Genomic DNA, 15,144 nt, shown 5'->3' with positions numbered 1-15,144 from the left:
GTGTGCACACCAATGGTGCGCGCGGTAAGCGCTAGGTAAACCCTCATATCCCCGCACTGCGCTGGCCGGGCCCCGCGCCGATAATGTGCCGATGGAAACCAAGTGGCTTGAAGATTTCGTCAGTCTTGCGGAAACGCGCAGCTTCAGCCGCTCCGCCCAGCTCCGGCATGTAACGCAGCCCGCCTTTTCGCGGCGCATCCAGGCGCTGGAGGCCTGGGCAGGCACCGATCTGGTGGACCGCAGTTCCTATCCCACCCGCCTGACGCCGGCCGGCAAGACCCTGTACGACCAGGCGCTGGAAATGCTGCAGGCCCTGCAGAACACCCGGGCCATGCTGCGGGCGCACACAAGTGCCGGCAAGGACATGATCGAGTTCGCGGTGCCGCACACGCTGGCGTTCACGTTCTTCCCCGCCTGGGTATCGAGCCTGGCCGACAAGTTCGGCCCGTTCAAGAGCCGGCTCATCGCGCTGAACGTGCACGACGCCGTCATGCGCCTGGTGGAGGGGGGCTGCGACCTGCTGATCGCCTACCACCACCCGTCGCAGCCGTTTCAGCTCGATGCCGACCGCTACGAGATGGTCAGCCTGGGCCAGGAGGTGATCTCCCCCTACAGCAAGGCCGATGCCGACGGCCAGCCGCTGCACCGCCTGCCGGGCCGCTCCGGCCAGCCCCTGCCGTACCTGGGCTACGCGCCGGGCGCCTACCTGGGGCGGGTGACGGAACTCATCCTCAAGGAGTCCGGCACCCCCATCCACCTGGACCGCGTGTACGAGACCGACATGGCCGAGGGCCTCAAGGCCATGGCGCTCGAAGGCCACGGCGTGGCCTTCCTGCCGCACAGCGCGGTGAAGAAGGAACTGCGCGCCCGGCGCCTGGTGAGCGCGGCCCCGCCGGACACCGACGGCCTGCAGATGACCATGGACGTGCGGGCATACCGCGAAAAGCCGGGCGGCAAAGAGGCGCCCAAGAGCACGGCCCAGGCGCTGTGGACCTACCTCCAGGCGCAGGCAGGGTCATGCTAAGGGTAACTACGGATATAAACACTTTGCATAGTTGCGCCCGCAAACGGCATTGGAGTTTCATGGTAACGACACGTACAGTTCGCGCCATCGCTGGGTCGGGCACTGCAGAACGTGTCAAGCGCTAGATGGCACGAAGATTGCAGATCCGGTTCATTCACTCAACGGGGCATCGCATGAAAGTACAGCAATGGGGATTCGCCGCAGGCCTTGCAGGCCTGTGCTGCGCGCTGGCGCTGCCCGTGCAGGCTGCCACCGTCCTGGAGCGGATCAGCGCCGGCGGCAAGCTGGTGATCGCCCACCGCGACTCGTCCGTCCCCTTCTCGTACGTGGATTCCAAGACCGGCAAGCCCGTGGGCTATGCGGTGGACCTGTGCCTGCGCCTGGCCGATGTGGTGCGCAAGAAGACCGGCAAGAAGGACATGGAAGTGGAGTTCGTGGCCGTCACGTCCGCCAACCGCATCGCGATGATCGAAGAAGGCAAGGCGGACATGGAGTGCGGCTCCACCACCAACAACGCCGAGCGGCGCCAGAAAGTGGCGTTCACCATCCCCCATTTCATCACCGGTGCGCGCCTGCTGGTCAAGGCCATGAGCCCGATCGACAAGGTGGAAGACCTCAACGGCAAGAAGCTGGTGTCCACCAAGGGCACCACGCCGCTCAAGGCCGCCGACCAGGCCAACCGGGAGCGCCTGATGGGCATCACCATCGTGGAGGCGCCCGACCACGCCAAGGCGGTGGACATGGTCGAAAAGGGCGAGGCCGATGCCTTCGTGATGGACGACGTGCTGCTGTACGGCCTGGCCGCGGGCCGGCCGGACCCCAAGGCGCTCAAGGTGGTGGGCCGGTTCATGACCACCGAACCCCTGGCGATCATGCTGCCCAAGAACGACCCCGAATTCAAGAAGCTGGTGGATGAGGAAATGCGCCGCATGATCACCAGCCGCGACATCTACCCCGTTTATGACAAGTGGTTCAACAAGCCGATTCCCCCGACCGGCACGGTGCTGAACCTTCCCGTCAGCTATTTGCTGCGGGACTTCTGGAAATACCCTACTGACCAGGTTCCGTTCTGACTAACAATCCTGGTTGAGTACCCTTTCCGGAATGCTCTGCCTGCCGGCCACCCCGGCCTGTGCGGAGCCCTAAAATTCCCCTCTGTCCTTTCGCTTCACATACAAGGAGATTCTCATGAAGAAGCATTTGCTCGCGGTTGCTGTGACCGCCCTCGCTGCAGGTAGCGCCTTTGCGCAAGCCACGGATACCCTGGCCAAGATCAAGGCCTCGGGCAGCGTGACGCTCGGCGTGCGGGAGTCTTCGGGTCTTTCCTACACCCTGGGCAACGGCAAGTACGTCGGCTTTCACACGGAAATGGGTGAAATCGTCCTGCACGACGTTCAAAAGCAACTGGGCCTGCCCAAGCTGGACATCAAGTACCAGCCCGTGACCTCGCAAAACCGCATCCCCCTGGTGACCAACGGCACCGTGGACCTGGAGTGCGGCTCCACCACCAACAACGCCGCTCGCCAGAAGGACGTGGCGTTCGCCGTGACCACCTACGTGGAAGAAGTGCGCACCGTGGTGAAGGCCAACTCCGGCATCGCCTCGATCAAGGACCTGGCTGGCAAGACCGTGGCTACGACCACGGGCACCACTTCGGTGCAGACCCTGCGCAAGCATGAGCGCGCTGGTGGCATCGACTTCAAGGAAGTGTTCGGCAAGGACCACGCCGACAGCTTCCTGATGCTGGAAACCGGCCGTGCCGACGCCTTCGTGATGGATGGCTCGATCCTGGCTGCCAACATCTCCAAGTCCAAGAACCCTGCCGACTACAAGATCGTTGGCGAAGTGCTGTCGGTGGAACCCATCGCCTGCATGCTGCGCAAGGACGACGCCGCCTTCAAGAAGGCTGTGGACGACTCCATCAAGCGCCAGATCGCCGACGGCTCGCTGGCCAAGCTGTACGACAAGTGGTTCATGCAACCCGTGCCACCGACCAACACCAAGATCGGCCTGCCGATGTCGGACGCTACCAAGGCTGCCTGGGCATCGCCTAACGACAAGCCCATGGAAGACTACGCCAAGAAGTAATCTTCGCTGAGCTTGTGCCCCTTCGGCCAACCGGTTCGAGGGGGCTTTTTTGTTGGGCTGCGCCTGCGGGTCAGCCCAACGCCTTTCCAAGAATTAAAGGGGTGCTCCTATGAGTTGGGATTGGCAGGTGTTCTGCCAGGACACCATGGACAGGGAAGTCGTGCAAAGCTGCTTTGGCAAAGGCGGCGACATCACGTACCTGGACTGGATGCTGTCGGCCTGGGGCTGGACGGTGTCTGTTTCGTTGCTGGCCCTGGTGCTGGCGCTTGTGTTGGGTTCTTTCATCGGCACGCTGCGGACCTTGCAGGACCGGCCGATGATCGTTCGGCTGGGCAACGCCTGGGTCGAGCTGTTTCGCAATATTCCGCTGCTGGTCCAGATCTTCCTCTGGTACCACGTCCTGCCGAGCCTGTTCCCGGTGCTCCGAGGCGTTCCCGGCTTCGCACTCGTGGTGCTGGCCCTGGGCTTCTTCACCTCGGCGCGTATCGCCGAGCAAGTGCGTTCGGGCATCCAGACACTGCCGCGCGGCCAGCGCTATGCGGGCATGGCGGTGGGCTTCACCACCTTCCAGACCTACCGCTATGTGCTGCTGCCCATGGCGTTTCGCATCATCATCCCGCCGCTCACCAGCGAGACGATGAACATCTTCAAGAACTCGTCGGTGGCGTTCGCCGTGTCGGTGGCCGAACTCACGATGTTCGCCATGCAGGCGCAGGAAGAGACTTCGCGCGGCATCGAGGTGTACCTGGCTGTGACGGCGCTCTACGTCATGTCGGCATTCGCGATCAACCGGATCATGGCGTTCATCGAAAAACGCGTGCGCATCCCCGGCATGGTCGTGGCCAGCGGCGGCGGAGGTCACTGATATGAATCTCGACCTTTCCTTCTATAACTGGGACCTGATCTCCAACTTCGTGCTCAAGGGGCTGTACTTCAGCCTGTTGCTCACGGCTGTCGCCACCGTCGGTGGCGTGTTCTTCGGGACCCTGCTGGCGCTGATGCGCCTGTCGGGCAAGAAGTGGCTGGATGTGCCCGCCACCATCTACGTCAACGGCATGCGCTCCATTCCGCTGGTGATGGTGATCCTGTGGTTCTTCCTCTTGGTGCCTGCCATCATCGGACGGCCCATCGGCGCCGAGGTGTCGGCCATCATCACCTTCATCGCCTTCGAGGCCGCGTACTTCAGCGAGATCATGCGGGCGGGCATCCAGTCCATCCCGCGCGGCCAGGTGCATGCCGGCCAGGCGCTGGGCATGACGTATGGCCAGAACATGAAGCTCGTGGTGCTGCCGCAGGCGTTCCGCAACATGCTGCCGGTGCTGCTCACGCAGACCATCATCCTGTTCCAGGACACGTCGCTGGTCTACGCCATCGGTGCTTACGACATGCTCAAGGGCTTCGAAGTGGCCGGCAAGAACTTCGGCCGCCCCATCGAGGCTTACCTGGCGGCTGCCGTCCTGTACTTTGTGATGTGCTACGCGCTGTCCTGGATGGTCAAGCGCCTGCACAAGAAGATCGCCATTATTCGGTAGCCCCCTGAGTCGCCTTCGGCGCCTTCCCCCGAGCGGGACGACGCCAGTGGGCTGGCAAAGCCAGTTCCACGGCATCGTCGCATGGGGCCGGATCGGCCCCATGCGCGGCGCCCTGAACCAGTGACGAGAGAAGAGATTGGAGAAAGAAATGATCGAACTCAAGAACGTATCCAAGTGGTATGGCCCCGTGCAGGTGCTCAACGAATGCTCGGCCACCATCAACAAGGGTGAAGTGGTGGTGGTGTGCGGCCCGTCGGGCTCGGGCAAGTCCACGCTGATCAAGACCATCAACGCGCTGGAGCCCTTCCAGAAGGGCGAGATCACGGTCGATGGCATCCGCCTGCACGACCCCAAGACGGACCTGCCCAAGCTGCGCAGCCGCGTGGGCATGGTGTTCCAGCATTTCGAGCTGTTCCCCCACCTGTCGGTGACGGAGAACCTGACGATCGCGCAGGTCAAGGTGCTGGGCCGCAGTGCGGACGACGCCAAGAAGCGTGGCCTCAAGATGCTTGAACGCGTGGGCCTGATGGCACACAAGGACAAGTTTCCGGGCCAGCTGTCGGGCGGCCAGCAGCAGCGCGTGGCCATTGCCCGTGCGCTGTCGATGGACCCCATCGTGATGCTGTTCGACGAACCCACGTCCGCGCTCGACCCCGAAATGGTCGGCGAAGTGCTGGACGTGATGGTGGGCCTGGCCAACGAAGGCATGACCATGATGTGCGTGACCCACGAGATGGGCTTCGCCCGCAAGGTGAGCAACCGCGTGATCTTCATGGACGTGGGCGGCAAGATCCTGGAGGACTGCTCCAAGGACGACTTCTTCAACAACCCGGACGCCCGCCAGCCCCGCACGAAGGACTTCCTCAACAAGATCCTGGCGCACTGACCGGTGCGCCCGCATTGCATCGCAGCACTTCGGGTGCGATGCGGTGGATTCCACAAAGGCGCCTTCGGGCGCCTTTGTTTTGGGCACTGCACACCACAAGCCTGACGGCAGCGGGCGCGCCCTTTCCCGCTACTTGCGTGATGTCCTGCGCACCGGCTGCTCGGCCACGATGAGCTGCTGGTCCTCCACATCCTTCCACAGCGTGTCCCTGCGCTTGAGCGCCTCGGACACCTGGGCATGCCGAAGCTGCGCGACGGCCGAGACCAGGGCATTGCAGACGAAGAACGCGGCGGTGTATGAATCGAACGGCGATGCGTTGGACGTGCGCACCTGCACGAGGTGCCGCGCCAGCGCCGCCAGCGGGGCGGCCGGGCTGTCGGTGATGGCCAGCACCTGCGCGCCCGCGTCGCGAAAGCGCTGGGCCACCTTCACCGGCCCGCTGGCGTAGCGGCGGATGCTGAAGACGAGCAGCGTGTCCTCGGGCTGCACCCACAGCAGCTGGTCGGTGGCCGCCACCGCACCGGCACCCAGTTCGTGCACGCCAGGGCGGCACATGTTCAGGTGCAGCGCCAGCCACGCGGCCACGGGGGCGCTGTTGATCTGCGCCAGCACGAAGATCCGCCCCTCGGTCTGGGCGATGCGCCGGGCCATCGCTTCGAAAGCCGCCATGTCCAGGCTGTCGCGGGTGGCGGTGATGTTGTGCTGGTCGTGCAGCAAAGCATCGTCCACGCACTGCGGCAGGCTGCGCTCGGTGCCGATGGTCACCGGGGCGCGCTGGCCGGCCGTCTGCAGCAGGGCGGTGACTTCGCCGCGCGCCTCGCGCTGGGCCTCGGCATAGCTGGCGTAGCCCAGCTTGGCGAACAGCCGCACCACGGTCGACGCGCTGGTGCCATTGCGCGCGGCCAGGGCTGTGGCCGACTCGAGCAGCGCGTGCGGGTAGTCGCGCCCCAGGGCCTCGGCCAGGGCGCGTTCGCTGGCGGTCAGCTCTGCGCTCTGCCGCGCCAGGCGCTCGGTCAGCAGGCCTGTGGATGTTTGCAATGATGATTTCATTGATGTCTCTTTTGTGAAAAACGTATTGCAAACACGAACGCCGCATGCAACACTTCAACCCAGATTCGCGCCCCGATTCCGGGGCAAAACCTGAGGATTGAGATGCAGGATACCCTTGAAAACCAAGGCTTGGCGGTGCGCCAGCGCATTCTGGACTGGCTGGCCGGCCAATCCCAAGCCATGCAAGATCTGTTGCAGAAAGTCGTGAACATCGACAGCGGCAGCCGCGACGAGCCAGGTGTGACAGCGGTGGCCATCGCCCTGCGGGAGCGGCTGGAGGCCGCCGGCGTGGCCGTGCGGTTCGAGCCCGTGCCGGGCTATGGCGTGCTGCTGCACGCCCACGTTCCCGGCGCCGCCGACGGCCCGCCCATCGTGCTCATGGGCCACATGGACACTGTGTTTCCTGTCGGCACGGTGGCGCGGCGCCCGTTTCGTGTGGAGGACGGCCGTGCCTACGGCCCCGGCGTGGCCGACATGAAGTCGGGCCTGGTGATGAACGTGTTCGTGGCCGAGGCCTTTGCGCGCTGCGGCGGGCTCAAAGGGCCGCTGCAGCTGTTCTTTTCGTGCGACGAGGAGATCGGCTCGCCCGTCACGCGCGAGCGCATCATGGCCCAGGCGCGCGGCGTCAAGGCGGTGCTCAATGCCGAGCCCGGCCGCGTCAGCGGCAACCTGGTGACGAGCCGCAAGGGCTCGATGGTGGTGGAGTTCGAGGTGGAGGGCGTCGCCGCCCACGCCGGCATCAACCACGCGGCGGGCGCGAGCGCCATCGAGGCGCTGGCCCGCAAGACGCTGGCGCTGCATGCGCTGACCGACCCCGCCACGGGCACCACCGTCAACGTGGGCGTGGTGCACGGCGGCATCGTGCCCAACATGGTGGCCCCGCATGCCAAGGCCGAGGTGGACCTGCGCTTCACCTCCGACACCGATCCGGAGGCACTGCTTCAGAAGGTGCGCGCCATCGTCGAGGAAGAGTCCGTGCCGCGCACCCAGGGCCGCATCACCGAATCGCGCCACACGTTGCCCATGAAGCCCACGCCCGACGCGCTGCTGGCGCTGTACCAGCGCGGCGCGCTGTCGTTGGGCTTCGAGGTGCAGGGCGAGTTCACCGGGGGCGCGGCCGACAGCGGCCTGACCGCATCGGTGGGCGCGCCCACGCTGTGCGGCACCGGCCCCGTGGGCGGCCACCCGCACACCGAGCGCGAGTACTGCGAGCTGTCGACCTTCGTGCCGCGCGCGCAGGCCGTGGCGCTGGCGGTGCTCGACCACCCGTGATCCGGCCTTGTGGTCACGCCAGCCCATGCCTGACGAGCAATTGATCCACAGCTGATCCACCCTGTCTTCGCAGGTCTGGCCCTGCCGCTGCGCGGACTCCCACCCCCATTCCACCCCATCCCAGTTTCCTGAAAGTAGACCCATGCCCTTTGCCTCGCAAACTCCCCGCCGTCGCATTTTTTCCGCCAGCCTGGCGCTGGGCCTGGCGGCCCTGGCCGGCCTCGCCCCGCTGGCGGTGCAGGCCGACGAGAAATACCCTTCGCGCCCGATCACGCTCGTGGTGCCGTTCCCGCCCGGCGGGTCGGTGGACATCATGGCGCGCCAGTATTCCGAGCCCCTGTCCAAGGTGCTGGGCGTGCCCATCGTGGTGGAGAACCGCGCCGGCGCGGGCGGCTCTGTGGGTGCGCTGTACGTGGCGCGTGCCAAGCCCGATGGCTACACGCTGGTCGTGTCGTCGCAAAGCAGCCACCTGGCCAACCCGCTGACCCAGCCCAAGGTGGGCTACGACCCGGTCAAGGACTTCGAGAACATCGCCATCCTGGGCCGCCAGCCCAACGCACTGGTGGTGCACAGCAGCCTGCCGTTCAAGACGTTCGCCGAGTTCGTGGCCTACGCCAAGAAGAACCCCGGTAAGCTCAACTACGGCAGCGGCGGCGTGGGCAGCATGGGCCAGCTCAACGTCGAGATGTTCAAGGCCGCGACCGGCGCCTTCACCACGCACATCCCGTACCGCGGCGGCACGCCGCTGATCACGGCGGTGCTGGCCAACGAGGTGCAGTTCATCCTGGACAACCTGGTCATCATGCTGCCCCACGTCCAGGCGGGCAAGGTGCGCGCCCTCGCCGTCGCGTCCGACCAGCGCCTGCCGCAGCTGCCCGACGTGCCCACGCTGGCCGAGGTGGGCTACCCCGAGCTCAATCTCACGTCCTGGACCGGCCTGGCCGCGCCCGGCGGCACGCCCGACGCCGTGGTGCAGACGCTGTACAAGGCCGTGCGGCAGGTGGCCACGTCGCCTGCCATGGTCGCCAACCTCAAGGACCGCGGCGTGATCGCGCCCGAGGAAATGACCCCCGCCCAGTTCGAGAAGATGATGTCCGAGCGCCTGGTGAAATTCGGCGAAGTGGTGCGCAAGGTCGGCATCACGGCGGAGTGACCTGCCGGCGCCAGGGCTGGTGTGCGGGATACGCGGTTGGAAGGGTTTTGACCGCCTGCGCACCGTAGGCAAGCGCCACCAGCTATCAAATGCATAGCGTGCTATAGGGTGGGGCGCGCAATGGGAGAATGCAGGCCATGACCGCCGCACCTTCCCACCCCCTTCAAACCCTCACCATCACCCGCCCCGACGACTGGCACCTGCATGTGCGCGACGGCGAGCCGCTGCAGACCGTCGTGCCGCACACGGCCGCGCAGTTCGGCCGCGCGATCATCATGCCCAACCTGCGCCCGCCCGTGACCACGGCGCAGCAGGCGCTCGAGTACAAGCAGCGCATCCTGGCCGCCGTGCCGGCCGGCGTGCAGTTCGAGCCGCTGATGACGCTGTACCTCACCGACAACCTGCCCGCCGACGAGATCGCGCGTGCCAAGGACGCGGGCGTGGTGGCCTGCAAGCTCTACCCCGCGGGCGCCACCACCAACAGCGACGCGGGCGTGACCGACATCCGCAAGACCTACAAGACGCTGGAGGCCATGCAAAAGGCCGGCATGCTGCTGCTGGTGCATGGCGAAGTCACCAGCAGCGACATCGACCTGTTCGACCGCGAAGCCGCCTTCATCGACCAGCAGCTCATCCCGCTGCGCCGCGACTTCCCCGAGCTCAAGATCGTCTTCGAGCACATCACCACCAAGGACGCGGCCGACTACGTGCAGGCATCCGACCGCTTCACGGCCGCCACCATCACCGCGCACCACCTGCTGTACAACCGCAACGCGATCTTCGTCGGCGGCGTGCGCCCGCACTACTACTGCCTGCCCGTGCTCAAGCGCGAGACGCACCGCGTGGCGCTGGTGGAGGCCGCGACCAGCGGCTCCGCCAAGTTCTTCCTGGGCACCGACAGCGCGCCGCACCCCGCGCACCTCAAGGAGCACGCCAGCGGCTGCGCCGGCTGCTACACCGCGCATGCCGCGATGGAGATGTACGCCGAGGCGTTCGACAACGCCGGCGCGCTCGACAAGCTCGAAGGCTTTGCCAGCTTCCACGGCCCCGACTTCTACAGCCTGCCGCGCAACACCGGCACCATCACCCTGCGCCGCGAATCCTGGACGCCGCCCGAAAGCTTCGTCTTCGGCGAGGCCAACCTCAAGCCCCTGCGCTCCGGTGAAGCGCTGCCGTGGCGGCTGGTGTAAGCCTGCCCACCCCCACGTCGCCGGGCGCCATCGACTGGAGCGCTCCCTGGCTGGCGCCGTGGCGCGGCCGGGGCCAGCCGGTGGCGCAGCAGGTGCAGGGCGGCAGCCCGGTCGGCCAGGCGCTGCAGTCCGCGGTGCGCGGTGCTGCGCCGGTCGTGTTCGCCGCCCAGTCCGAACTGCCCGACGGTGTGGCCTACGAGCAGTACATCTGGGACACCCGCCGCGTGCCCACCCGCGACAACCTGCACGACTTCTTCAACGGCCTGGTGTGGCTGCACTTCCCGCAGGCCAAGCGCCGCCTGAACGAACTGCAGGCCCAGGCCATCGCGGCCGATGGCGTGCAGGCCGTGCGCGGGCCGCTGCGCGATGCGCTCACGGTGTTCGATGAAAACGGCGCGCTGCTGCAGGCGCCCGATGCGCTGTGGGATGCCCTTCGCGCACGGGACTGGCAGCGCCTGTTCATCGACCTGCGCCCGCTGTGGCCCCAGGCCCGGCTGGTGCTGTTCGGCCATGCCTTGCTGGAGAAGCTGGTAGCACCCCGAAAACCCATGGTGGCGCACGTCTATCCAGCGCCAGTAGCTATCAATTCGGGAGTGATCGGTGCTGGGGACGGTCTGGGCGAGCTCGACGCCTGGCTGGCGCAGGCCGTGCAGCCGCACACCTGGGCTGCCAAGCCGTTCGTGCCGCTGCCAGTTCTGGGCGTGCCGGGCTGGTGGCCGGCCAACGAGGCACCCGGCTTTTATGCCGACGCCCAGGTCTTTCGGGCAGCGCCGCGCCCCGGGCCCCGGCCGTAATTCCCGTCAACGCTTGTGTGATCAAGGTCGCGCCGCGGGTTTGCACCTACCATAGCGCGATGAAATCGCGGCCATGGGCGGGCCGGCGCGGGGTGCAGGCGGCTTTCCACGCTGGGCGTGCCGCTTGAAGCACCGCCCCCGGCCCCCATCTGGACCAGCAAACACTGTTGTTGTTGTAGACCCCACGGAGAACCCATTCCATGAAGCGGATCCTGTTATTTGTGATGACCAACCTGGCCGTCGTTGTCGTGCTGGGGGTGGTGGCCAGCCTGCTGGGCGTGAACCGCTACCTCACGGCCAACGGGCTGAACCTGGGCGCGCTGCTGGGCTTTGCGCTCATCATGGGTTTTGGCGGCGCGATCATCTCGCTGCTCATCAGCAAGCCCATGGCCAAGTGGACCTCGGGCGTGCGCGTGATCGACGGAACCGGCTCCCCCGATGAGCGCTGGATCGTGGAGACCGTGCGCAAGTTCGCCGACCAGGCCAAGATCGGCATGCCCGAAGTCGGCATCTTCGAAGGCGACCCGAACGCTTTCGCCACGGGGGCCTTCAAGAACTCGGCGCTGGTGGCGGTGTCCACCGGCCTGCTGCAGGGCATGACGCGCGACGAGGTCGAGGCCGTCATCGGCCATGAGGTGGCCCACATCGCCAACGGCGACATGGTCACCATGACGCTGATCCAGGGCGTGATGAACACCTTCGTGGTGTTCCTGTCGCGGGTCATCGGCTACGCGGTCGACAGCTTTTTGCGCAAGAACGACGAGAACAGCTCGGGCCCCGGCATCGGCTACTACGTGACCACCATCGTGCTCGACATCGTGCTGGGCTTCGTCGCCGCGATGATCGTGGCCTGGTTCAGCCGCCAGCGCGAGTTCCGCGCCGACGCGGGTGCCGCCCAGCTCATGGGCCGCCGCCAGCCGATGATCAACGCCCTGGCCCGCCTGGGCGGCATGCACCCCGGCGAGCTGCCCAAGAGCGTCGCCGCCTTCGGCATTGCCGGCGGCATCGGCAAGCTGTTTTCCACCCACCCGCCCATCGAAGAGCGCATCGCCGCGCTGCAGAACGCGCAGCAGTAAGGCGGATTGCACGGGGTTTTCAACGCCCCCGTGCCCCCCACCATCGACCGCCGCAGGGTTTCGCCCTGCGGCGGTTTTTTCATGGGCGCCTCGTTGGGGCCGGACGCTGGTGGGGGAGGGGCGGGCCGCGGCGAGTGTGGTGGCAGGCGTGCCGAGCGGCGCCTGCCTCTGGGCCCAGGCGTGGGGAGGTGGCCTCAGCTCTCAAGTGTTTGTAACTTTCTGTCGATAAACTCGCCACGGGGCTGGGCAGTGTGGCCGGTCGTGTACGCCGTGCCCCGAAAACCTTCTTACGGAACCCTGTTGTATGTCCATCTCCCACGCACGTGTTGCGGTGCGCCTGGCCCTGGCCTTTGGCGTTGTGTGCCTTGTCATGTCGTTGTCTGCCGCCGTCGGCATCTGGCGGTTGGCGGGGCTGCAGGACATTGCGGATGACCTGGGGGGCGCCTCGTCGGAACGCGCCTTGCTGGCGCGCGAACTGCACGCCATCGTGGTGCTGAGCTCGGTGCGCGCCGAGACCCTGCTGGAGATCGACAACGCGGCCTACGCGGCCCGCATCGATGCGGACCGCAAGGTCACCTCGGCCCGCTCGGCCGAGGTGCGCAAGCGGCTGGACGAACTCGCGGCCGACCCCGAATCACAGGCGCTGTTCGATGCCATCGACAAGGCCGGCAACGGCTTTCGCACGGTGCGCGACGATCTGGTCAAGCGCCGCAAGGACGGCGAGGCCCTGCCGCCTGACGCCATCGCCACGCGCCTGCGCCCTGCGGCCGATGCGTACGCGGCGTCGGTGAACAAGCTGGCCGAGTACCAGCGCCAGCGCGTGGTGGAAGCCCGCGAAGCCGCTGGCCGCAGCGAAAGCCAGGGCATCGCGCTGCTGGCGGCAGGCTCTGCCGTGGGGCTGCTGCTGAGCCTGGCCTGCGCCTGGCTGCTCTCGCGCTCCATCCTGCAGCCCCTGTCACAAGCGTCCGAAGTGACCGACCGCATCGCCGAAGGCGACCTGACGACCGCCGTGCCCACGCCCAGTGCCGGCAACCGCGACGAACTGCAAGCCCTGCTGACACGCCTGGGCGGCATGCAGGCGCGGCTGGCCGGGCTGGTGGTGGGCATGCGCCAGGCCAGCACCTCGGTGGCGGGCGCCAGCAGCGAGATCGCCGCGGGCAACAGCGACCTGTCGGCCCGCACCGAGCACACGGCCTCCAACCTGGAAGAAATCGCCGCCAGCATGGAAGAACTGCTGGCCACCGTGCGCCACAGCGCCGACGCCGCCGCGCAGGCCAGCAGCCTGGCCACGGGCGCGAGCGATGTGGCGCGCCGCGGCCGCGAGGCGGTGGACCGCGTGGTCGGCACCATGGACGGCATTGCCCTGTCGTCGCGCCGCATTGCCGATATCACCAGCGTGATCGACGGCATCGCGTTCCAGACCAATATCCTCGCGCTCAACGCCGCGGTGGAGGCCGCCCGCGCGGGCGAGCAGGGCCGGGGCTTTGCCGTGGTGGCGGGCGAGGTGCGCAACCTGGCCCAGCGCTCGGCCACGGCGGCCAAGGAGATCGGCGGCCTGATCAGCGACAGCGTGCGCCAGGTGGACGAAGGCTCCAAGCTCGTGCACGCGGCCGGCAGCACCATGGGCGAGATCGTCGACTCTGTGGGCCAGGTGGCCACCATCATCGGCGAGATCAGCACCGCCGCGCGCGAGCAGACCACGGGCCTGAGCCAGGTGGGCGAGGCCGTGTCGCAGCTCGACCAGATGACGCAGCAGAATGCCGCGCTGGTCGAGGAATCGTCGGCCGCCGCCCAAGGCCTGCGGGTGCAGGCGCAGCAACTGGCCGAGCTGGTGGAGGCGTTCCGCCTGCCCACCGGCAACGCGCTGCTGCGTTAGACCCTTCCGATCTCAGCGCGCCGCCACCTCCACCCGCCAGCGCCGGCGCGGCGCGCGCAGGGCATGCCGCTTGCGGTACTCGGCCGGCGCCATGCCGGTGTAGCGCGCAAAGATGCGCCGAAAGGCCGCGGGGTCCGCATAGCCGCAGGCCACGGCGATGCTGGGCACGCTCTCCAGCGTCACCTCCAGCATCACCCGGGCGCGCGCGCAGCGCAGGCCGTGCAGGTAGTCCAGCGGCGACTGCGACAGCTCCTGCTGGAAGTGCCGCAGCAGCGTGCGCGTGCTCACCGACGCAGCCTCGGCCAGCCGGGCCAGGGCGTAGGGCTGGTCCAGGTGCGCCTCCATGAAGGCGATGGCGCGCGCCAGGGTGCTGTCGCGCGTGGCCGGGATGTGCTGCTGCGCGTTGGCCTGCAACGCGGCGCGGGCGCGCTGGTGGTCGGGCGCCATCACGGACTCGCAGGCGGCGGCCAGTTCCGGGCCCATCGCGTGGCGTACTAGGGCGATGGCCAGCAGATTCACGCTGTGCGGCAGCGCGCCGCTGAGCCAGGGCCCGTCGTCCGAGACATCCTGGCCCAGGCTGAGGCCGATGCCCGGAAAGTCCCGCTCGAACCCCGCGATGTAGAACCACGGCAGGCTCGCCTGGCACCCGTTGAGCCGCCCGCTGTGCGCGGCCAGCCAGGCGCCGTTGCCCACGGTGACCAGCTTGCAACCCGCATCGACCGCAATGCCCAACTGCCGCGACAGCGCGCCGTAGCGGCCCGCCACCGCGCGGATGGCCGGAATGTCCGGCGCGTGGAACGACGGGATGAACAGCGCCTGGGCGGGCGCGCGGTTGGCCTCCGGGTCGTCTGACTGGGTGGGGTTGGCGCCATAGGCCGCCAGCGGCCCCGGCAACTGCGGCAGGGGCAGGCCCTCGGCGTCCAGCAGCCGCCAGGCCAGGCGCGGTGCCTGCGCGCCCAGGCGCAAGCCTGCCAGCAGATTCGCGCTGCGGAGCAGGTCGATGAGCTGCAGCGCATTGCCCGCCGCGGACTCGGGCAGCAAAGGGATGTCGACGCGATACACCGCGGGCTCGGCGCGACTCGTCGTGCCGGCGGGCGAGGGAAAACGTGGGGGCTGCATGGCGGTATTGGCTCTTTGGATGGCCATTTTCGCTTGTCATGCAGCGGGGTGCGGCTTTTAGCATGGACGTGCTTTTTGCTATCG

Annotated in this window: 14 protein-coding genes; 12 read left to right on the top strand and 2 right to left on the bottom strand. The window is 67.2% G+C overall.

The window, feature by feature from the left end; all coding sequences use genetic code 11:
• Window positions 1-91 precede the first annotated feature (91 nt).
• From ACSQ3D_RS04215 to ACSQ3D_RS04190, 6 genes are all read left to right on the top strand, one after another.
• Window positions 92-1,024, top strand: coding sequence for a LysR family transcriptional regulator (locus tag ACSQ3D_RS04215; protein ID WP_056163913.1), 933 nt, complete (start codon window positions 92-94; stop codon window positions 1,022-1,024).
• Between the two features lie 173 nt (window positions 1,025-1,197).
• Window positions 1,198-2,097, top strand: coding sequence for an amino acid ABC transporter substrate-binding protein (locus ACSQ3D_RS04210; protein WP_056416578.1), 900 nt, complete (start codon window positions 1,198-1,200; stop codon window positions 2,095-2,097).
• 115 nt (window positions 2,098-2,212) lie between these two features.
• The gene (locus ACSQ3D_RS04205; RefSeq protein ID WP_056416576.1) at window positions 2,213-3,112 is read left to right on the top strand and encodes an amino acid ABC transporter substrate-binding protein; all 900 of its coding nucleotides are present in this window, start codon (window positions 2,213-2,215) and stop codon (window positions 3,110-3,112) included.
• A gap of 109 nt (window positions 3,113-3,221) precedes the next feature.
• Window positions 3,222-3,977 (top strand): amino acid ABC transporter permease, encoded by a 756-nt coding sequence (locus ACSQ3D_RS04200; protein WP_056163901.1) that lies wholly within the window; start codon window positions 3,222-3,224, stop codon window positions 3,975-3,977.
• 1 nt (window position 3,978) lies between these two features.
• Window positions 3,979-4,644 carry an amino acid ABC transporter permease gene (locus ACSQ3D_RS04195; RefSeq protein WP_056416573.1) on the top strand — a complete coding sequence of 222 codons (666 nt, stop codon included), beginning with the start codon at window positions 3,979-3,981 and terminating at the stop codon, window positions 4,642-4,644.
• A 148-nt stretch (window positions 4,645-4,792) separates the two neighbouring features.
• On the top strand, window positions 4,793-5,530 hold the full coding sequence (locus ACSQ3D_RS04190) for an amino acid ABC transporter ATP-binding protein (protein ID WP_056416571.1): 738 nt from the start codon (window positions 4,793-4,795) through the stop codon (window positions 5,528-5,530).
• Between the two features lie 129 nt (window positions 5,531-5,659).
• Here ACSQ3D_RS04190 and ACSQ3D_RS04185 read toward each other — a convergent pair whose 3' ends face one another.
• Window positions 5,660-6,580 (bottom strand): MurR/RpiR family transcriptional regulator, encoded by a 921-nt coding sequence (locus tag ACSQ3D_RS04185; RefSeq protein WP_436126015.1) that lies wholly within the window; start codon window positions 6,578-6,580, stop codon window positions 5,660-5,662.
• A 102-nt stretch (window positions 6,581-6,682) separates the two neighbouring features.
• Here ACSQ3D_RS04185 and ACSQ3D_RS04180 point away from each other — a divergent pair, with 102 nt between their 5' ends.
• The 6 genes from ACSQ3D_RS04180 to ACSQ3D_RS04155 all read left to right on the top strand — a co-directional run bounded on the left by ACSQ3D_RS04180 (window position 6,683) and on the right by ACSQ3D_RS04155 (window position 13,941).
• Window positions 6,683-7,852 (top strand): M20 family metallopeptidase, encoded by a 1,170-nt coding sequence (locus ACSQ3D_RS04180; RefSeq protein ID WP_436126014.1) that lies wholly within the window; start codon window positions 6,683-6,685, stop codon window positions 7,850-7,852.
• Window positions 7,853-7,994: 142 nt separating this feature from the next.
• Window positions 7,995-9,005, top strand: a complete 1,011-nt coding sequence (locus tag ACSQ3D_RS04175) for a Bug family tripartite tricarboxylate transporter substrate binding protein (protein ID WP_436126013.1) — start codon at window positions 7,995-7,997, stop codon at window positions 9,003-9,005.
• Between the two features lie 137 nt (window positions 9,006-9,142).
• On the top strand, window positions 9,143-10,195 hold the full coding sequence (gene pyrC, locus ACSQ3D_RS04170) for a dihydroorotase (RefSeq protein WP_436126012.1): 1,053 nt from the start codon (window positions 9,143-9,145) through the stop codon (window positions 10,193-10,195).
• Window positions 10,180-10,989, top strand: a complete 810-nt coding sequence (locus ACSQ3D_RS04165) for a DUF3025 domain-containing protein (RefSeq protein WP_436126011.1) — start codon at window positions 10,180-10,182, stop codon at window positions 10,987-10,989. The genes pyrC and ACSQ3D_RS04165 overlap by 16 nt, the downstream gene beginning before the upstream one ends.
• A 200-nt stretch (window positions 10,990-11,189) precedes the next feature.
• A complete protein-coding gene (htpX, locus tag ACSQ3D_RS04160) occupies window positions 11,190-12,065 on the top strand; it encodes a protease HtpX (RefSeq protein ID WP_056163883.1) in 876 nt (291 codons plus the stop codon).
• Window positions 12,066-12,369: 304 nt separating this feature from the next.
• Entirely contained in the window at window positions 12,370-13,941 is a 1,572-nt protein-coding gene (locus ACSQ3D_RS04155) for a methyl-accepting chemotaxis protein (protein WP_436126010.1), read from the top strand.
• Between the two features lie 12 nt (window positions 13,942-13,953).
• On the opposite strand, the gene ACSQ3D_RS04150 is transcribed toward ACSQ3D_RS04155, so the two are convergent.
• Window positions 13,954-15,087, bottom strand: coding sequence for a GlxA family transcriptional regulator (locus tag ACSQ3D_RS04150; protein ID WP_436126009.1), 1,134 nt, complete (start codon window positions 15,085-15,087; stop codon window positions 13,954-13,956).
• Window positions 15,088-15,144 lie beyond the last annotated feature (57 nt).

The sequence above is a fragment of the Acidovorax sp. LjRoot117 genome (assembly GCF_964252695.1).
GTDB lineage: Bacteria > Pseudomonadota > Gammaproteobacteria > Burkholderiales > Burkholderiaceae_C > Acidovorax.
Note: the sequence above shows the minus strand (reverse complement) of the source record. Positions and strands in the feature narration are given on the sequence as shown.